Here is a 17,610-nt window from a genome sequence, read left to right as displayed (position 1 = left end):
TTGATCAGGCCGGAACGCCCAGGATGATGTGGGAAGCCTTGATCACTGCGGTGGCGCTGACGCCGGTTGCCAACCCCAGTTCTGCCACGGCATCGCGGGTCACGATCGAATAGACCTTCGAACCGCCTGCCAACTCGATGATCACCTCTGCGTTGACCGCGCCATCGGTAACGCTCAGTACCTTGCCTTCCAGGCAGTTGCGTGCCGACAGGCGAATGTCGCTCGATTCGGTCATCAACATCACCCAAGGCGCCTTGATCAGCGCGACGGCTTCTTTGCCGACGGCGATGCCCAGGTTCTTGATGCTTTCCATGGTGACGACGGCAACCAGTTGCTCGCCGCCCGCCAGGGTCAGAACCACTTCGGCGTTGACCGCACCGGGCTGGACCTGGCTGACTTTGCCTTTGAATACGTTACGTGCACTGACTTTCATGTGAGGCGTCCTTTTCTTGACTTTAAAGTTAGGAAACGGCGGGCATCATCAGTGTAAGCGCTATGTAGAAACAACTACAGCGCTGCTCTGGAACAGTGACGGACGGCCAGATCAACTCAGAAAATATTTTTCAAGCGCGCCAAAAAACGCCCGCGAGCCTTGGCTGGAGTCTGGTTGGCGAGAGAACATCCGGGAGAGGGAGAACGAACGCAAATACTAGCGAATCGACGAATAATCACCGTCGGTCGAGTGTTATCTGGTTATGCGGGAATAAAAAATGGCAGGGGCGGCTGGATTCGAACCAACGCATGGCAGGATCAAAACCTGCTGCCTTACCGCTTGGCGACGCCCCTGTATCTGTTGCGATGAGTGCCTGGCACTCGCTTTCTTGAGTGGCAACAGGACCTGTTGCCTGCCCTCGCGACTGGCTCCCTGAGGGCCGGTGCAAGAGTGGGCGCAAATTTACCAACCTTTTCCTCTTATGGGAAGCCCAATCAAAAAAAATTGTTCATTAAAACAGGCGCTTAGTGTCGAGCCGGATCCCGGGGAGTTATCGGCGCACATTCACCCCGAACAGCTCTGCTACGCTTTTCCTAACTCGAATTGAATCGGGAATCGTTTGTGCAACACCCTTCCCTTGCCATTTGAGGGCGCCAAAAGTGAAAGGCAAATTAATGGGGGCCGCTGCAACCCTTCTGGTACTCGGGACAGCGATGTATGGGTTGAACACTTGGGAACACATCCAGGACCAGCGACAGGAAGCGGTCTGCAAGGCCGCCCGGGAGCATCTCAATGGCCTGGAAACCCAGGCGCGAGCCCTGGCCTCCGGGTTGACGGTCGAAGCCTATGCCGAAGCCGAAAAAGCCGAGGCTGGCCAGTTGGTCCTGGCACTCGATACCGCCAGGAATGAAGCCGAGGTCGATGCCGTCATCGACAAGCACGCCGCTGCCATCGAGGCGCAGATAACCGCCGAGGACGCTGAGGTCCAGTCTCGAGGCGAACAACCCTTTCTCGGTCAGGAAATGAAAAAGCAACGCATCCCCACCGACGTCAAACAGGAATTCAAACGAGCTGAAAAGGCCGTCGCCGAAACCTGTGGATAGTGTCGACCGCCAGCTCCAGGTTTGTCGCCAGCGTCCAGACTTGAGCAAAAGCAGGTTTCAAGCCGGAACAGGTGAGCGCGCCGTTGCGGCGCACTCACCGGTCACTCAGTGCGGTGAGCGCGGGATGGTCTTGAGCAGGTCTTCTGGGCTGATGTGACCGACCACGCTGCCCGGTTGCGGCAGGTTGAGGATGTGGCCCTTCATCTTGCCGATGATGTGCATCTCGCAAGGCTTGCAGTCGAACTTCAGCGTCAGCACTTCATCGCCGTGGATCAACTGCATAGGCGCGACCTTGGTGCGCACGCCAGTCACGCCCTTGGCCTGTTTCGGGCACAGGTTGAAGGAGAACCGCAGGCAGTGCTTGGTGATCATCACCGGCACCTCGCCCGTTTCCTCGTGGGCCTCGTAGGCCGCGTCGATCAGCTTGACGCCGTGGCGGTGATAGAAGTCGCGGGCCTTCTGGTTGTAGACGTTGGCCAGGAACGACAGGTGCGAATCCGGGTACACCGGCGGCGGCGTGGTTTCGGCCTTGCGGCTGCCCCGCGGGTGGGCGGCGATCCGCGCTTCGGTCAAGGCTTCAATCACTTCGCGACGCAAGGCCTTGAGCTGCGAGTTCGGGATGAAGTACGCCTGCGGCGCGTCCAGCTTGATATCGATGGCGTGGTACTGCGTGGTACCCAATTGGCCGAGCAGATCCTGCAATTGCTCCAGCGCCTGCTCCGGCTTGTTGGCGGCGCCGAACGGGCCGGCCAGGGTAACGCTGGCGCTGATGCCCTCTTCGCTGGTGGCGGTCAGTTCCAGCTGTTCTTCACGCAGGCGAGCGACCCAATTCAGGGCGATGCGGCGCTCGGCAGAGGTCTTTTGCAGCGCGTGTTGCCAGTTGTGATCGAGATTGCGATTCAGCGGGTGGTTGGGGCGCAGCTTGTACATGCCCTCCGGCATCTCGTTGGGCTCGACGCGATAGCGATAGCGCTTCTCGCCGTCCTCCTCGAACTCGCCTTTGGGTTCGGCGATGTTGGCGCGGAAACCCACCACTTCGCGCTTGACCAGCACGTTGAGGCCGTCGCCGTTGGACAGCGGCTCGTGCGTCACGACCTGCATGTCACGCTTGGCGACTTTCTCGACCACACCCACCGGCAGACCGGTGAAGGTCGGCGAGTCAAAGGCGCCGATATCGATCTTGCGGTCAGTGACGAAGTAATCGGTGCTGCCACGGTGGAAGGTTTTTTCCGGGTCGGGCAGGAAGAAGTGCGCGGTGCGGCCGCTGGAGGCTCGGGCCAGGTCCGGGCGGTCTTCGAGCACGGCGTCGAGGCGCTGGCGGTAGTAGGCAGTGATGTTTTTCACATAGCCCATGTCCTTGTAGCGGCCTTCGATCTTGAACGAACGCACGCCGGCCTCGACCAGGGCACGGATGTTGGCGCTCTGGTTGTTGTCCTTCATCGACAGCAGGTGCTTTTCGTAGGCGATCACCCCACCCTTTTCGTCCTTGAGGGTGTACGGCAGACGACAGGCCTGGGAGCAGTCGCCACGGTTGGCGCTGCGCCCGGTTTGCGCGTGGGAAATGTTGCACTGACCGGAAAACGCCACGCACAACGCGCCATGGATAAAAAACTCGATGGCCGCGTCGGTTTCATCGGCGATCGCGCGGATCTCCTGGAGATTCAGCTCGCGGGCCAGCACCAGTTGCGAGAAACCGGCCTGGTCGAGAAACTTCGCCCGCTCCAGCGTGCGGATATCCGTCTGGGTACTGGCGTGCAGTTCGATCGGCGGAATGTCCAGCTCCATCACCCCCAGATCCTGGACGATCAGCGCATCGACGCCGGCGTCGTACAACTGGTGGATCAGCTTGCGGGCCGGCTCCAGTTCGTTGTCGTGCAGGATGGTGTTGATGGTGGTGAACACCCGGGCGTGGTAGCGACGGGCGAACTCCACCAATTGGGCGATATCGCTCACTTCGTTGCAGGCGTTGTGGCGGGCGCCGAAGCTCGGGCCACCGATGTAGATGGCATCGGCGCCATGCAGGATGGCCTCGCGGGCGATGGCCACATCGCGGGCAGGACTGAGCAATTCCAGGTGATGTTTGGGCAAAGACATAATTTTTTTAGTCAGGCTTGTCACGGTCGAGGCGTGCATTGTAGCGGCGAAACGCCTGACCGGCACCCGTATGCTGCCAGGTGGCGTTTCGGGCAGGCCTGGCGTGCCTTACCCCCCTGTAGGAGCGAGCCTGCTCGCGATAGCGGCAGGTCAGTCAAAATGGCTGTCGACTGACACGCCGTCATCGCGAACAGGCTCGCTCCTACAGGGGTTTTGCGTGTGTTGCTGTGTTTAGGCCTTGGCCGCCATCGCGGTCACTTCCACACGCATGCCTTCAACCGCCAACGAGGCAACCCCGACAGCGGCGCGCACCGGCCATGGCTTGGCGAAGTAGCGCTTGTAGACCTCGTTGAACGCGGCGCGGTCGGCCATGTCGGTGAGGTAGATGGTCAGGTGCATCACGCGGTCCATGGAGCTGCCGGCACGCTCCAGCGCGACCTTCAGCGCTTGCAGGGTGCATTCGCTTTGCAGGGTGATGTCGCCCAGTTCCAGGCTGCCGTCGGCGCGGGTGGGGATCTGGGTGGAGACCAGCACGCCACCGAAACCGACGACGTCGGAGGAAATCGAATCCGCATCGGGATCGGGGGTAAAGGTCAGGTCGTGGTTTGCCATGAGGACTCTCTTGCTTGAAGTGATGAGGCTGGCGCCTTGTGCGCGGCCAGTTTACAGGGCCATTGGCGGCACGTCGCTAATCCAGCCCGGGCGGCTGTTCGTGACCGGTGGCCTGGCGGTACTGGCACGCAATTGGCCTCGCCCCTGACCGACGCCCCGCCTCACGACCTGCCGGCGACTGCGCCGTACCGGCTGGATCGTTTCTGAGGCCCCGGTCGAGCCGAGCCCTCGTCATTGCAAGGGCGAGAACTTCGCGGGCAGGTAGATCGTCGAGCGCATATCACGCAGTTGCGGGCCGGAGTTTTCCGGCGGCCAGACGCCGTCGGCGACCGCCTGGGTGCGTACTTGCAGGCGCTGTTCCAGGGTGGTCCAGGGCCAGATGTGCAGATAGCGCGGCAGCGCACCGTCGGTGGCGTAGAACGCTGCGTACACCGGCGAATACTGTTCGGCGGTTCGCGCCTCGATGGCTTTGCTCCAGCCGTCGAGGGTCGGCTGCAAGCCGCTGCTGACCAGGTCGTAGACGCGCAGTTCGTAGAATGGACCGTGCGGTCCCGCGCTCAAGGGTTCGAGGAAAGGAAACAGCGTGTAGTTTTCGATGCGCAGATCGGTGATGAATTCGTTGACGCCAAACGCCCCGCCCCCCAACAGGAAACGCTCGCGCTCCGCCTGCCTCGAGTGTTCGTCGGCGTAGCCGCGCAGCATCGCGATCTGATTCAACTGGCCGATTTCCGAGGCCCAGCAGCCTATCAACGTGCCGCCGACTTTCGGGTCGTCCAGCGCCGCCTCGATCTGCGCCAACGCTTGCGCAACCGTGCGCACCCGCACAGTGAAAGTAATCAGTTCAAATAAACGCATAACAACTCCGCCCCCCGGTTTGCCAAAAGCACACAGCCTAGGGCAGCCCCCGCCAGCGAGATATTGAGACGAACCCCATCGGCAACGGCATTTGCCGCAGTGTGCTAGGTAGTTTCTTTATTGGGATTGAAAGCGAAGCATCAGCCACGCCCTTCCAATCGGCCGTTATCGGCCCAGCCGATTCAAACCTGCGAATTATCGATTTGTGCAGTAGTCCGTGGACCGCGAGCATGGCGTCACTTCCAACAACAAAAACCAAGGACCCGCCATGACCGCCCGATTTCACAATCCAGTGGATACCCGCTTCGGCTGGGGCAGCCTGCAAGAGCTTGCCGCTATCACCGAACACCAGAACGTTGCCGTCGTGACCTTTCCCGAAGCCCGTGGCCTGGGGCTGGTGGATCGCCTTCAAGCACTGTTGGGCGAACGCCTGGTCTACGTGATCGAGGATGTCCAGCCCAATCCCGATGTCGCGCAACTTCGCGCGACCTATGAACGTTTCTGGCAAGAGGCCGGCGATTGCCATGCCGTGATTGCCGTCGGTGGCGGCAGTGCGATCGACACCGCCAAGGCGCTGATTGTCGGCACCGAGTCAGGCCGCTTCGATGAACTGCTGGCCTTGCTGGCAAGCGGTAAACCCTTCGTTCCGGTTCGCAGTAAACAGCTGATCGCGGCCCCGACCACGGCAGGCACCGGCAGTGAAGTCACACCCTGGGCGACGATCTGGGACGCAGCCAACCACAAGAAATATTCCCTGCACCTGGACTGTACCTGGCCAAAGGTTGCGATCATCGATCCGCAACTGATGCTCACCGTGCCGGCCAGCGTCACCGTTTCCACCGGGCTGGATGCACTGTCCCACGCACTGGAGTCGATCTGGAACATCAACGCCAACCCGCTTTCCGACACCTTCGCCATCTCCGCCATCGAGGACATACTCGAATGCCTGCCCTTGCTGCGGCGTGACCTGTCGAGCCAGGAACTGCGTTCACGGATGGCCCTCGCCGCACTCAAGGCCGGCATGGCGTTCTCCAACACCAAAACCGCGCTGGCCCACTCCATTTCCTATGAGATGACCTTGCGCTACGGCCTGCCCCATGGCATTGCCTGCTCCTTCACCCTGCCACTGGTGTTGGGCCTTGCCTGGGGTCACGACGAGACGCGCGACAAGACCCTGCAGCGGGTTTTCGGGCCAGACCTGGATAAGGCCCAGGCCCGATTGCGCGCCTTCCTGCACAGCCTGGAGGTGAAAACCGAGTTCGCCGACTACGGCGTGACGGCCGAAGAGGCCCAAACCATGATCGATTTCGCCCTGCAGGGCGCACGCGGCAAGAACTTCATCGGTTCACGAGCGGCCTAGGGCTCGCCGGCCCCCCAAAGTCACTACACTGCCAGCGGCGTAACGAGCCGCGACGATTTCCTGCTGCACCTGAAAAAGAGTGCACCCTGCGATGCAACTCGCAGGGAACGAACAAGAATAAGGAAAAGATCATGAATCGTGCCCAAACCATGCCAGGTCTCGCCGTACACACCGCATCGTTTCGCGTCGCCCAGTGGCGCATGCTGCTGGCAGCCATGTTTTGCTATCTGTTTTTCTACACCGGACGACAAACGTTCGGTTTCGCCATCCCGGGTATCCAGGCCGAGTTCGGCTTTACCAAAGAGCACCTTGGCTGGGCCTCGGCCGCCATGCTCTGGGCCTACGCGATTGGCCAGGCCATCAACGGCAACCTCGCCGACAAGTTCGGTGGCCGACGCATCATGACCATGGGCGCGGTGCTGTCGTGCGGCGCCAACTGGGTGACCAGTTTCGCCAGCAACTTTGCCGCGTTGATTTTGCCTTGGGGCATCAATGGCTACTTCCAGGCATTGGGCTGGGCGCCGGGCAGTCGGCTGATCTCCAACTGGTGGAGCGCGGGCGAGCGCGGCAAGGTCTACGGTTTGTATGTGTTCGCAGCCGGCTGCGCGTCGGTGCTGTCCTACGTGACCTCGATCGTCGTACTGGAAGTGATGCATCTGGAGTGGCGCTGGATCTTCCGCCTGCCCGTGCTGCTCATGCTGGCGGGCGGCATCATCTTCTACCTCGTGGCACGGGAGCGTCCGCAGGACCTGGGTTTCGAACCGCTCGCCGACACTGGCGTGGCCAACGCCGAGGACAAAAGCCATGAAGTGGCCCATGGCGAAGTCGAAACGTCCGCGCAGCGTTACAAAGCTGTTCTGAAAAACTTTCGCCTGATCATCGCCGCCGTGTCCCTGGGTTTCCAGAACGCCGCCCGCTACGGTTTGATCGTCTGGGTGCCGGTGCACTTCCTGGGCGCCAACTGGAAGACCGGCGACAGCATGATCGATCCGAAGTGGATCACCGTGGCCCTTCCCGTCGGCATGGCCATCGGCGCGCTGAGCAACGGCTGGATCTCGGACAAGCTGTTCGGCTCCAGACGCTACCTGGCGATCATGCTCTACATGTTCCTCGGTGCGGCGACCAGTTTGTGGATGTGGACCCTTGCCCCCCACAGCGCAACCGGCCTTGTGGCGTTGTTCCTCTGCGGCTTCTTCGTGTACGGCCCCGCTTCCAGCTTCTGGGCGCTGTGCCCGGACCTGGTGGGCGCCAAGCGTGCCGGCACCGCGACCGGGGTGATGAACTTCTCGTCCTACCTGTTTGCCGGCCTGGCGGAACCGCTGATCGGCAGTATGCTCGACAGTACCGGCAACACCTCGCTGATCTTCATCGTGGTCACCGCTGCCTGTCTCTGCAGCGCGTCGGTGGCGCTGTTCATCAGGCGTTGAACACCCGGCCGGACAGATTGAATCAATGGCAGCGGCTCAGGAACAGGATCGTCTATGTACCAGTACCACAAGTGGCTACGTTCATTTCATGCGGTGGCCAAGACCGGCAGCTTCACCCTCGCCGCCGAGTATTTGAGCGTCGGCCAGCCCACGGTCAGTGAGCAGGTCAACGCCCTGGAGAAGAAGTTTTCCGTGGAGCTGTTCCATCGCCGCGGCCGCTTTATCGAAATGAGTGCCGCCGGGCACCAGCTCTATTCGATTACCCAGGGCCTGTTCGGCCAGGAGGATGAAGCCGTGCAATTGCTGCAAAGTTTCAAGCAACGCAAGACCGGCATGCTGCGGCTGGGCGCGGTGTCGCCGCCGATTGCCATGAACCTGACCTACGAACTGATGCAACGGCATCCGGACATCGAACTGGAAACCTCGTTCTCCCCGGAAAAAGAGACCCTGGATCGCCTGTTCAACTTCGATATCGATGTGGCGATCCTGGCCCTGTCCGAATTCGACCAGCGTTTCGACACGCAGCTTTACCGGCGCTACCCAATCATTGCCGTGGTGCGTGACGACCACCCCTGGGCCCGGCAGAAAGAAGTGCATGTCGAGCAGATCAGCGAAGAGAAATGGGTGCTGCGGGAAAAAAGCTCCCGCACTCGTCAACTGGTGGAGGAAAGCTGCAAGCACCTGGGCGTCGCGCTGAACTGCGTCATGCAGTTGAACAGCCGCGAGGCCATCGTGCATGCCATCGCCAAGGGCATCGGCATCGGTTTCGTCTCGGCCGTCGAGTACGCAGAAACCCCCGGCACCAAACCGATCACCTTCGTCAATCACCCGTTTTCCATCGACTACCACCTGTGCTGCCTGGGCATTCGCCGAAACCGGCCAATGATCGCGGAGCTGTTCGACTCGAGCCCGACACCGGCCACCTGATTTCGTCTCACCCTTGAGCAATCCATAGGCCTACTTCCTGGCGACAGGAGGGACGGCCTGCCCACAACAAAAAATGGAGAAATACCATGAACTACCAACAACCGACCCAACTGCAAGCCGTGGTCCTGGACTGGGCCGGCACCGTCGTCGATTTCGGCTCCTTCGCCCCCACGCAGATTTTCGTCGAGGCGTTTGCCGAGTTCGGCGTCGCCGTTTCGCTGGAAGAAGCGCGGGGTCCGATGGGCATGGGCAAGTGGGATCACATCCGCACCCTGTGCAATCAACCGCAGATCGCCGAACGCTACCGTGCGGTGTTTGATCGCCTGCCGACCGATGACGATGTCACCGCACTGTACGAACGGTTCATGCCGCTGCAGATCGAGAAAATCGCCCTGCACTCGGCTCTGATTCCCGGCGCGCTGAACACCATCGACGCCTTGCGCGACAAGGGCCTGAAAATCGGTTCCTGCTCCGGTTACCCGGCCGTGGTCATGGAAAAGGTGGTTGAACTGGCGCGACACAATGGCTACGTGGCGGACCACGTGGTGGCCACCGACGAGGTGCCGAACGGCCGCCCCTACCCGGCCCAGGCCCTGGCCAACGTGATTGCCCTGGGGATCAGCGACGTCGCCGCCTGCGTCAAGGTCGACGACACCTGGCCGGGCATTCTCGAAGGCCGTGCCGCCGGGATGTGGACCGTGGCGCTGACCTGCTCCGGCAACGCGTTGGGCCTGACCTACGAGCAATTCCAGGCAATGCCATCGGACCGACTGAACAGCGAGCGCACACGCATCGCCAAGATGTTCGAAGGCTCACGCCCGCACTACCTGATCGACACCATCGTCGACCTGCCGGCGGTCATCGAAGACATCAATGCGCGACTGGCGCGGGGTGAAACACCGCAAGGGTCCTGAGCCGATTCAGGCGTCAAGCGGCCGTCCCACGGGCGGCCGCCTCACTTGAAAAAATCACTCGGCGTCTTGCCGAACTGCTTCTTGAACATGGTCGTGAACGCGCTCGGGCTGTCGTATCCCAGCTCCCCGGCGATGTCGATGATCTTCTCCCCGACGGCGATGCGTTCCAGCGCCAGCAGCAGTCGCGCTTGCTGGCGCCATTGGCCGAAGGTCATGCCGGTTTCCTTGCGGAACCTGCGCTGGATGGTTTTGGCGTCGAGGCTCAAGCGGGCGCTCCAGTCCGACAGCGTCGAGCCATCCCCGGGATCACGCTGCAACGCGCTACAGATCAGGTTGATACGCTGATCAGCGGGCTGCGGCAGGTTCAACGGCAAGGTCGGCAGGATCGTCAGTTCATCCAGGATCAGCCGCAGCACCCGGGCTTCCCGCGAGTCCGGCTCACAGGCAAAGTCGAAATCGACCGAGACCTTGATCAGCTCACTGAGCAACGCAGAAACACTCACCGCCCGGGTTTCGGTGGGCAAATCCAGGCTCTGGTCAGGGCGCACGAAAACGCTGCGCATCTTGATCGCCCCCACACAGCGAATCGAGTGCACCTCGCCACTGGGCATCCAGATGCCTCGGCTCGGCGGCACCGTCCATTGGCTGATGGCCGTGTGCACCACCATCACGCCTTCGATGGCATAGATCAGTTGATGCTTTTCATGGGAATGCGGCGCGATGTTCCAGTTTTCCGGGTAGTCGGTCGCACTGCTGCGAACGCTCCAGCCGCCCTGGTCGATCTCCGCAAGAAATGTCTGCAATGGTTTGATCATGACGCCCTTTTTGCGATGGTCCATGCCCGAGTTGCGCGAGACGGGCGCCCTTGAGGCCCCTAGGATAACGCCGAACCCTGAAATTGGCTGCGCCTTACGTTCGCAGTTCGCGTTATTTATCCGGAAGATCGCCCATGTCGACCACCACCCTCAGCTCACCGTCACCCACCGCTTCGGTGGCCAGCCAGGCCAGCCCCCTGGTCATGCGCGTCATCGGCGCCTGCGCGCTTGCACACCTGATCAACGACCTGATCCAGGCCGTGCTGCCGTCGATCTACCCGATGCTCAAGGCCAGCTATGGCCTGAGCTTCACCCAGGTCGGCCTGATCACCCTGACCTTCCAGCTCACCGCTTCACTGCTGCAACCGTGGATCGGGTTCTACACCGACCGTCATCCCAAGCCGTGGCTGTTGCCGGCCGGCATGGTCTGCACCCTGATCGGTATTCTGATGCTGTCGATGGTCGGCAGCTTCCCGGCGATTCTCGTGGCCTCGGCGCTGGTGGGGGTTGGCTCGTCGACCTTTCACCCGGAAACCTCGCGGGTGGCGCGGCTGGCCTCGGGTGGGCGCTACGGCCTGGCGCAGTCGACCTTTCAGGTCGGTGGCAACGCCGGTAGCGCCTTCGGCCCCTTGCTGGCCGCCGCGATCATCATTCCCTACGGCCAGGGCAACGTCGCGTGGTTCGGCCTGTTCGCGGTGTTCGCCATCCTCGTGCAATACGGCCTGAGCCGCTGGTACCGCAATCACCTGAACCTGTTCAAGCTCAAGCAAGGTAGCAAGGCCACCCACGGCCTGTCGAAACGGCGGGTGACCTTCGCCCTGGTGGTGCTGGCGTTGCTGGTGTTCTCCAAATACTTCTACATGGCCAGCTTCACCAGTTACTTCACCTTCTACCTGATCGAGAAGTTCGACCTGTCGGTGGCCAGTTCGCAGCTGTACCTGTTCCTGTTTCTTGGCGCTGTCGCGGCGGGCACCTTCTTTGGTGGCCCGATCGGCGACCGGATCGGCCGCAAGCAGGTGATCTGGTTCTCGATCCTCGGCGCCGCGCCCTTCACCCTCGCCCTGCCCTACGTCGACCTGCTCTGGACAGGCGTGCTGAGCATGATCATCGGCTTCATTCTCGCCTCGGCGTTCTCGGCCATCGTGGTCTTCGCCCAGGAACTGGTGCCGGGTAACGTTGGCATGATCGCCGGGGTGTTCTTCGGCCTGATGTTCGGTTTTGGCGGGATCGGGGCTGCGCTGCTGGGGCATCTGGCGGATATTCATGGCATCGAGTACGTGTACACGTTGTGTTCGTACCTGCCGTTGCTGGGGATTTTGACGATCCTGTTGCCTTCGACCCGGAGTGCTCGCTGAAGGACTCAGCCGATCACTTTTGCTACCAGCCTTGTAGCACTCGGTAACACCCGGCCCTGTTGCGGTGCGTCTTTTTCACGACGCACCGCCACTGGCCCGCGCCACACGGGTAAACCCGCCATGGCGTACTTTGTGCATCCAATGGCCATCCTCTTCTGCCTGTAGCCGCCATGCGCCCCAAGGAACTGAAACTCTGGACCACCGGTGTCGCCCACCTGCTCGACCTGCCTGCCGGGCATGGACGGCTGTCGGGGTTGAGCCACTGGCTTCGGCAAATCTGCCCGGTCGATCATTTCGTGTTGTTTGTCTACGAAGGCAATCACCGGCCACTGGCGTTGTTCGATACCTTCTCGGCGGACAAGCGTGCGGTGTATGTCGACGACTATCAGTGCGGGCCTTACCTGCTCGACCCGTTCTACCTGGCCTGTACACGCGGGCAGGCGCCGGGGCTGTGGCGACTGCGCCAGTTCGCTCCCGACCACTTCTACCTCGGCGAGTACTTCCTGACCTATTACCAGCAGACCGGACTGGCCGAGGAAGTGGCGTTTTTCGTCGACCTCGGCGGTGGCGCCACGGCGGTGTTGTCGTTGATGCGATCGAGCGCCAGCTGTGCATTCAGCCGGGATGAAATGCAACTGGTCGAGTGCGCGCAAGCGGTGGTCGAACAAGTCATCAATGAGGCCTGGCGCTTGCGTCAGGCTCAGGAGCCGCGCCCGGCGCAGGACCTGGACTTCAAGATCCGCGAAGCCTTCGACCATTTCGGCGCGCACATCCTCACCGGCCGCGAGCAGGAGATTGTCCAGCTGCTGTTGCGCGGCCACTCCAGCGCCTCGGTCGCCGAACAACTGAACATCAGCCCCGGCACGGTGAAGATTCACCGCAAGAACATCTACGCCAAGCTGGGCATTGGCAGCCAGTCGGAATTGCTGGGGCTGTTTATTCGGGAGTTGACGGAGGATCCGTTGCAGGCTTCCGGCCTCAAGCTGCAAGCCTGAGGCCCGTTGGTATACGCATATCCCTGTGGGAGCGAGCTTGCTCGCTCCCACAGGTCTACTGGTGATCCGGAGATTGTGGTCAGGGCGGATCAAGCTGATCCAGCGCCCGGTTCACTGCCAGTTCACCGAACATGATCACTTGCGCGATACCCAACAGTGCATTGCGGCTGGTCCCTTCCAGGTGATCCACCAGATCGTTGGCCATTACATTGGCCGAGGCCAGCGACTCGCAGGCATGCACCAGTAAGGTCTCGACATTGAGTTCGGGATTGACGATGAACATGGTGCTGGGCTTGCGCGGCGTCGCCATGATGTTGGGGCCGAGGTTGAGATCGAGGCTTTCGTACGGAGATGCCGGATCAGTGTCCGGGGGATTGGGTGTGACTTTGAACATAGTGAAACTCCTCGCATCGTAAAAAGGAGCCATCACACTCACGCTACCAAACGAAGGGTGGTGGCCATACGCAGGTTGGTAGACCGGGATGCAAGGAGACCGGCGCGCCCGAAAGCGCCCTGTGCATGGCCACCATAAAGCAGAGTAGAAAAACGCTGCAGATGATGACGCTTTGCACCTCACATAGCCGGGCTACCAAACCCGATCACTGTTGTTATTCAGTGACCGGCAAACGATAAAACCCAGCCCAAAGGCGCACAAGCCGGCGGATTCTGGCGTACCTGTAGGCAACGACGCAAGGTGTTGTAGCTTGCGGGAAGTAACGCTTACAGCGCTTAAACATACGCGTCTCAGCCTTGAATTTACGTGGCTTGCCCACGTTGAAATTCCTAGGACCGAAGAGGAAATATCTGACGTATTTTTAAGGTTGGCGGCCGGAAGCGTGAGGTTTAACTTGGCCGCTCTGATCAGGGATAACGATTTCTCGCCTGATGCAGGCGTTCTTTCAGGCATTTAGGGTCAGCCCTTTCAAGGTGTTTTCCCTTTATGGGCTTTGAGCACCCGGTCGGTCGACACATGAGCATGCGCAGCTTTGCCGTCCAGCCACTCCTTGGGTTTGGCGATTTTGGGACCACGTATGCTTTTGGCGACCTGTTTGGGCTTGATGTTCCTGGCCAGCGCCAACAGACGCTCCGCCAGCGTTTCCGAGGTCGTTTGGAGTGATAGATAGTCCGAGGGCAACGCGATCTGCATGCCCTCATAACCGCTGCGTACTTGTACCGTCAGATGGAAGATCGAAGCTTCCCAGCCTTCGGGCAATGTCTCGCGATGAGCCTGCTCCACGCTGCGTTTGAGCACTGCCAGGACGTTGTAGGCCAAGATCGCTGAAGCAAAACCCAGCAACGCCGCCCGCGGAGCGCCAAGGCTTTCGATTTCACTGTCCAGCACCGATTCCAGGCGCTGGAACATCCCTTCGATACTCCAGCGACGACGGTATAACTCGGCGATCTGCCCGGCGCTGACGGTGTCTGGCAAGTTGCTCCAGAACCACATCACAGTGTCGCCTGAGTCAGTAGGTGCCTGTAGGTTCAGTTCAACTCGGCGCCAGCGGTGACCACCTTTGAGTTCGATGATTTGCTCGCGCACCGTTCCGGATTCGATGGCCACAGATTCTTGCCAGCCGCCTTCCTCAATCAACCGTGGATGCTTGCTTTGCTGGCGAATAATGAAAGAAGCGCCCGCTTCCTCGCAGGCTTGCATGACGGGCAGCGTGCAGTACAACCGATCAGCCATCCACAGCTGGCCCTTAGTGGCGCAGGCCAACAACGGCAGCACGCTGACGCGCTCACTCGCGTAGGCATCCTCGCATGGCTGCAAGTCGACAATCTGATCCCGGTCCGGGTCGTAGACCACTACTGAAAACCCTGGTCGCGCCGCACCTCGCTCACGCCGCAAGGCCCCCAAGCGTTTTTCGGTAGATGGCAGGTGATTGCCGTCAACGATGCGCAGCTGCCAGCCGGGCAAAATGGCTGAACAGCCCAACTCTTTTATCGTCGGAGCCAAGCGCTCGGCGCTTCCTGTAACCAACGCCCGCAGCAACGCGGGCTCTGTGCGGCTGACCTTGTCATAGAGCGCCGCCAAGGTAACCGGTAGCCCCTCCATTTGCCGGGCAGCGGCATGCAAAGAAGGGCGCAAACCCAATGAAACAAGGGACATCAGCTCAACGATGGTCGAAAACAAAAGCTCACGCGGGTATTGGCGTTGACGGTGTTCTTCAAACACCTGATCAACCCATTCGGCAGGAACAGCCTGCTCCAGTATCAATTTAGTCATGACACTGGCCGGTGTCTTTTTTTCAAACCGCGCTAGAACTTCTGCCCACATCGTTTTCGTCACCCTGACTGGAGTTTTGGGGGGAGTTTAAACGAAGACCTTGAAAGGGCTGGCATTTAGGGTGAAACGATTACATGCGCGAGACAAGGGTCGACAAAGGCAATTACCCGGCTCGCGACATTTGGCGTTATGATCACGTCAAATGTCGCATGGAGGTAATCGGTATGCCCGCCGTCAAAAATGAAGTCGTAGGGGCGCAGACAAAGCGTGTCGCCCGCAAGCCTGTTGAGGTGCTGCTACATGGCCGTAGTGGCGATACGCGCATGTTGATTATCCGATACACACAGGAAGGCTTTGATCTGAGCGACGTCAGGGACATGATTTCTATATCCGGCCTATACATGGAGCACGATCTTGTTCAGCGCATTACCGGGAAATCCCTCAGAACCGTGCAACGCTTGGCAAAGGAAACCCAGCCGGTTCGGCTGAACCAGCAACAAAGCACCGTCGCCTTTCAGTATGCACAGGTACTTGAGCACGCCATCAATGTGTTTGGCGATCAGCAGTTGGCTGAGGACTGGCTGAAGAAACCCTGCAAGTACCTAGAGGGTCATATTCCGCTGGAACTGATCGACAACTCGCTGGGTTTCCAGGTGGTAGAGGACTACCTGACCCGAATTGAACACGGGGTTTATCAATGAATCCTTTGCCTTGGGATGGGAAGTGGCACGCTTGGCGTCTGGACCGTGCGGTTTTCAAGGACACATGGGATAGCGGCATTGGTGCGCAACTATCCGGTGGCCGATGGAACCCTCCCGGCCGCCGGGTTATTTACGCTTCGGCCGACCCGGCTACGGCGATTTTAGAGGTCGCCACCCACGCAGGCTTCGATACTCTCGACAGGGTGCCTTATGTGCTGACGTGTTTCGAAGTGCTGGATTCGAATGTCATCAAAGTTGTTCAACCTGAAGATGTACCGAACCCTAACTGGCTAATCCCATCTGAACTTTCGCCCAATCAACAGCATTTCGCTGATGAGCTACTGGCCGAACACCCGTTCGTGCTTATCCCGTCCGCAGTTACCCGCCACTCTTGGAACCTACTCGTTAGCTGTGATTTGGCGGCGGATCAATTCAAGCTTGTTTCGCAGGAGCGTTTTGGACTGGATACCCGCTTTGAAATGAATGAGAATGTCGAACTTGCCCACCAGAACCTCAAATGCAGCCTGTCGCGTGTGATCTCTACGCTGCACACCTACTGAACACCTGCTCCACCCCCCTCCTATCCCCCAAGGGATATATACACCGCAAAACCCCGATTGCTAGTTTGGCCCCCGACGCACTGATTCATCACTGCAAGGGAGCCCGCCTCGTGAACAACACCCCGCCAAGCGATATCGAATTCTGCAATGTGGTCAAACGCTATGGCGAGGTGCAGGCCGTCAGCGGTCTGGATTTCGCGGTGCGGCGTGGCTCGTTTCATTCCTTTCTTGGTGGTTCGGGCTGTGGCAAGACCACCACCCTGCGCATGATCGCCGGCTTCGAGCAGCCCACCAGCGGCGAGGTTCGTCTGGCCGGCAAAAGCGTGGCCGGTGTGCCGGCGTTCGAGCGGCCGGTGAACATGGTGTTCCAGCATTACGCGCTGTTCCCGCATCTGACGGTGGCGCAGAACATTGCCTACGGCCTGCGTTATCGCAATCCACGCCCGGACAAAAAACAGCAAATGCGCATGGCTGATGAGGCGTTGGAGATGGTGCGCCTGAGCGGCTTTGGCCAGCGCAAGCCGACTGAACTGTCCGGCGGCCAGCAACAGCGCGTCGCCCTCGCCCGCGCCTTGGTCAACAAGCCGACGGTGTTGCTGCTCGACGAGCCGCTGGCCGCGCTGGACCGCAAGCTGCGCAAGGAGATGCAGTCGGAATTGCTGCGTTTGCAGCGCGAGGTCGGCATCACCTTCGTGCTGGTCACCCACGATCAGGAAGAAGCCCTGTCGATGAGCGACAGCATCAGCGTGATGCACAACGGTTCGATCATCCAGACCGCCACCCCGGAACAACTCTACGAAGCCCCGGCCAGCCGTTACGTGGCTGACTTTATCGGCGAGTCCAACCTGTTCGACGGCACCGTGCGCCAGCTCAACGGCAACTCGGTGGTGCTGCGTACCGAGCAAGGACTGGAGCTGACCAGCCCCCTCACGCCCACTGGCAAGGGCCTCAGCGCCAACGCCGCCGGTTGCATTGCGGTGCGACCGGAGCTGATCAGCATCGCCAGCGCCAACGCCGAGATGGCCCGTGAAGTGAAGCTGCAAGGCTGCGTCGAGGACCGCATTTACCTGGGCAATTCCACCGAGTACCGCGTGCGCACCCAGGCCTTCGGCGTGGTCTGCGTGCGGGTGCCGCGCCAGCAGGACCACGGCGCCAATGCATTCGAACACGGCGCGGCAGTGCGCGTCGGCTGGGATCACGCCAATGGCCTGGCCATGGCGTTGTAAATCATC

The 17,610-nt window shown here is 60.4% G+C and carries 17 protein-coding genes and 1 tRNA gene; 10 read left to right on the top strand and 8 right to left on the bottom strand.

All coding sequences use genetic code 11. The features are described from left to right. Window positions 1-4 precede the first annotated feature (4 nt). Both AABM52_RS12605 and AABM52_RS12600 read right to left on the bottom strand, forming a co-directional pair. Window positions 5-433 (bottom strand): TOBE domain-containing protein, encoded by a 429-nt coding sequence (locus AABM52_RS12605; protein ID WP_347912069.1) that lies wholly within the window; start codon window positions 431-433, stop codon window positions 5-7. A gap of 278 nt (window positions 434-711) precedes the next feature. Next, window positions 712-786, bottom strand: a tRNA-Gln gene (locus AABM52_RS12600). Between the two features lie 321 nt (window positions 787-1,107). Between AABM52_RS12600 and AABM52_RS12595 the strand changes: the two genes are divergently transcribed. Continuing rightward, the gene (locus AABM52_RS12595; RefSeq protein WP_347912620.1) at window positions 1,108-1,536 is read left to right on the top strand and encodes a hypothetical protein; all 429 of its coding nucleotides are present in this window, start codon (window positions 1,108-1,110) and stop codon (window positions 1,534-1,536) included. Between the two features lie 105 nt (window positions 1,537-1,641). Here the strand turns inward: AABM52_RS12595 and AABM52_RS12590 are convergent, their stop codons facing one another. The 3 genes from AABM52_RS12590 to AABM52_RS12580 form a co-directional block, all read right to left on the bottom strand. Then, complete coding sequence (locus AABM52_RS12590; RefSeq protein ID WP_347912068.1) at window positions 1,642-3,630, bottom strand: U32 family peptidase; 1,989 nt, start codon at window positions 3,628-3,630, stop codon at window positions 1,642-1,644. Between the two features lie 231 nt (window positions 3,631-3,861). Beyond that, window positions 3,862-4,242, bottom strand: coding sequence for a RidA family protein (locus AABM52_RS12585; RefSeq protein WP_008021538.1), 381 nt, complete (start codon window positions 4,240-4,242; stop codon window positions 3,862-3,864). A 231-nt stretch (window positions 4,243-4,473) separates the two neighbouring features. Continuing rightward, on the bottom strand, window positions 4,474-5,097 hold the full coding sequence (locus tag AABM52_RS12580; protein ID WP_347912067.1) for an NIPSNAP family protein: 624 nt from the start codon (window positions 5,095-5,097) through the stop codon (window positions 4,474-4,476). A 268-nt stretch (window positions 5,098-5,365) separates the two neighbouring features. On the opposite strand from AABM52_RS12580, the gene psrA reads away from it, so the two are divergent. From psrA to phnX, 4 genes are all read left to right on the top strand, one after another. After that, window positions 5,366-6,457 (top strand): iron-containing alcohol dehydrogenase PsrA, encoded by a 1,092-nt coding sequence (gene psrA, locus AABM52_RS12575; protein WP_347912066.1) that lies wholly within the window; start codon window positions 5,366-5,368, stop codon window positions 6,455-6,457. A 131-nt stretch (window positions 6,458-6,588) separates the two neighbouring features. After that, window positions 6,589-7,884, top strand: a complete 1,296-nt coding sequence (locus AABM52_RS12570) for an MFS transporter (RefSeq protein ID WP_347912064.1) — start codon at window positions 6,589-6,591, stop codon at window positions 7,882-7,884. A 54-nt stretch (window positions 7,885-7,938) separates the two neighbouring features. Beyond that, on the top strand, window positions 7,939-8,811 hold the full coding sequence (locus AABM52_RS12565; protein WP_347912063.1) for a LysR substrate-binding domain-containing protein: 873 nt from the start codon (window positions 7,939-7,941) through the stop codon (window positions 8,809-8,811). Between the two features lie 86 nt (window positions 8,812-8,897). After that, a complete protein-coding gene (gene phnX, locus AABM52_RS12560; RefSeq protein ID WP_347912062.1) occupies window positions 8,898-9,725 on the top strand; it encodes a phosphonoacetaldehyde hydrolase in 828 nt (275 codons plus the stop codon). A 41-nt stretch (window positions 9,726-9,766) separates the two neighbouring features. On the opposite strand, the gene AABM52_RS12555 is transcribed toward phnX, so the two are convergent. Next, window positions 9,767-10,540: a helix-turn-helix transcriptional regulator gene (locus AABM52_RS12555; protein WP_347912061.1), complete on the bottom strand. Its 774-nt coding sequence runs from the start codon at window positions 10,538-10,540 to the stop codon at window positions 9,767-9,769. 134 nt (window positions 10,541-10,674) lie between these two features. On the opposite strand from AABM52_RS12555, the gene AABM52_RS12550 reads away from it, so the two are divergent. Further along, window positions 10,675-11,895, top strand: a complete 1,221-nt coding sequence (locus tag AABM52_RS12550) for an MFS transporter (protein ID WP_347912060.1) — start codon at window positions 10,675-10,677, stop codon at window positions 11,893-11,895. Between the two features lie 170 nt (window positions 11,896-12,065). Next, a complete protein-coding gene (locus AABM52_RS12545) occupies window positions 12,066-12,890 on the top strand; it encodes a LuxR C-terminal-related transcriptional regulator (protein ID WP_347912058.1) in 825 nt (274 codons plus the stop codon). Window positions 12,891-12,969: 79 nt separating this feature from the next. Here AABM52_RS12545 and AABM52_RS12540 read toward each other — a convergent pair whose 3' ends face one another. Further along, the gene (locus AABM52_RS12540; RefSeq protein ID WP_347912056.1) at window positions 12,970-13,284 is read right to left on the bottom strand and encodes a DUF6124 family protein; all 315 of its coding nucleotides are present in this window, start codon (window positions 13,282-13,284) and stop codon (window positions 12,970-12,972) included. A gap of 528 nt (window positions 13,285-13,812) precedes the next feature. Continuing rightward, window positions 13,813-15,117 carry an IS4 family transposase gene (locus tag AABM52_RS12535; RefSeq protein ID WP_347907447.1) on the bottom strand — a complete coding sequence of 435 codons (1,305 nt, stop codon included), beginning with the start codon at window positions 15,115-15,117 and terminating at the stop codon, window positions 13,813-13,815. Between the two features lie 224 nt (window positions 15,118-15,341). Here AABM52_RS12535 and AABM52_RS12530 point away from each other — a divergent pair, with 224 nt between their 5' ends. The 3 genes from AABM52_RS12530 (at window position 15,342) to AABM52_RS12520 (ending at window position 17,604) form a co-directional block, all read left to right on the top strand. After that, window positions 15,342-15,818: an antitoxin Xre/MbcA/ParS toxin-binding domain-containing protein gene (locus AABM52_RS12530; RefSeq protein WP_347912055.1), complete on the top strand. Its 477-nt coding sequence runs from the start codon at window positions 15,342-15,344 to the stop codon at window positions 15,816-15,818. Then, on the top strand, window positions 15,815-16,378 hold the full coding sequence (locus tag AABM52_RS12525; protein ID WP_347912053.1) for an RES family NAD+ phosphorylase: 564 nt from the start codon (window positions 15,815-15,817) through the stop codon (window positions 16,376-16,378). The genes AABM52_RS12530 and AABM52_RS12525 overlap by 4 nt, the downstream gene beginning before the upstream one ends. A gap of 110 nt (window positions 16,379-16,488) precedes the next feature. Further along, complete coding sequence (locus AABM52_RS12520) at window positions 16,489-17,604, top strand: ABC transporter ATP-binding protein (RefSeq protein ID WP_347912052.1); 1,116 nt, start codon at window positions 16,489-16,491, stop codon at window positions 17,602-17,604. The last annotated feature ends 6 nt before the right edge of the window (window positions 17,605-17,610 follow it).

It is taken from the genome of Pseudomonas grandcourensis (genome assembly GCF_039909015.1).
Lineage (GTDB): Bacteria > Pseudomonadota > Gammaproteobacteria > Pseudomonadales > Pseudomonadaceae > Aquipseudomonas > Aquipseudomonas grandcourensis.
The sequence above is the reverse complement of the archived record's forward strand: the minus strand, read 5'-3'. Positions and strand labels throughout refer to the sequence as shown.

What these genes read in the sequence shown, in the direction of transcription:
- AABM52_RS12605 (WP_347912069.1), bottom strand. Translation starts at nt 433, where the DNA reads ATGAAAGTCAGTGCACGTAACGTATTCAAAGGCAAAGTCAGCCAGGTC.
- AABM52_RS12595 (WP_347912620.1), top strand. Translation starts at nt 1,108, where the DNA reads ATGGGGGCCGCTGCAACCCTTCTGGTACTCGGGACAGCGATGTATGGG.
- AABM52_RS12590 (WP_347912068.1), bottom strand. Translation starts at nt 3,630, where the DNA reads ATGTCTTTGCCCAAACATCACCTGGAATTGCTCAGTCCTGCCCGCGAT.
- AABM52_RS12585 (WP_008021538.1), bottom strand. Translation starts at nt 4,242, where the DNA reads ATGGCAAACCACGACCTGACCTTTACCCCCGATCCCGATGCGGATTCG.
- AABM52_RS12580 (WP_347912067.1), bottom strand. Translation starts at nt 5,097, where the DNA reads ATGCGTTTATTTGAACTGATTACTTTCACTGTGCGGGTGCGCACGGTT.
- psrA (WP_347912066.1), top strand. Translation starts at nt 5,366, where the DNA reads ATGACCGCCCGATTTCACAATCCAGTGGATACCCGCTTCGGCTGGGGC.
- AABM52_RS12570 (WP_347912064.1), top strand. Translation starts at nt 6,589, where the DNA reads ATGAATCGTGCCCAAACCATGCCAGGTCTCGCCGTACACACCGCATCG.
- AABM52_RS12565 (WP_347912063.1), top strand. Translation starts at nt 7,939, where the DNA reads ATGTACCAGTACCACAAGTGGCTACGTTCATTTCATGCGGTGGCCAAG.
- phnX (WP_347912062.1), top strand. Translation starts at nt 8,898, where the DNA reads ATGAACTACCAACAACCGACCCAACTGCAAGCCGTGGTCCTGGACTGG.
- AABM52_RS12555 (WP_347912061.1), bottom strand. Translation starts at nt 10,540, where the DNA reads ATGATCAAACCATTGCAGACATTTCTTGCGGAGATCGACCAGGGCGGC.
- AABM52_RS12550 (WP_347912060.1), top strand. Translation starts at nt 10,675, where the DNA reads ATGTCGACCACCACCCTCAGCTCACCGTCACCCACCGCTTCGGTGGCC.
- AABM52_RS12545 (WP_347912058.1), top strand. Translation starts at nt 12,066, where the DNA reads ATGCGCCCCAAGGAACTGAAACTCTGGACCACCGGTGTCGCCCACCTG.
- AABM52_RS12540 (WP_347912056.1), bottom strand. Translation starts at nt 13,284, where the DNA reads ATGTTCAAAGTCACACCCAATCCCCCGGACACTGATCCGGCATCTCCG.
- AABM52_RS12535 (WP_347907447.1), bottom strand. Translation starts at nt 15,117, where the DNA reads ATGACTAAATTGATACTGGAGCAGGCTGTTCCTGCCGAATGGGTTGAT.
- AABM52_RS12530 (WP_347912055.1), top strand. Translation starts at nt 15,342, where the DNA reads ATGCCCGCCGTCAAAAATGAAGTCGTAGGGGCGCAGACAAAGCGTGTC.
- AABM52_RS12525 (WP_347912053.1), top strand. Translation starts at nt 15,815, where the DNA reads ATGAATCCTTTGCCTTGGGATGGGAAGTGGCACGCTTGGCGTCTGGAC.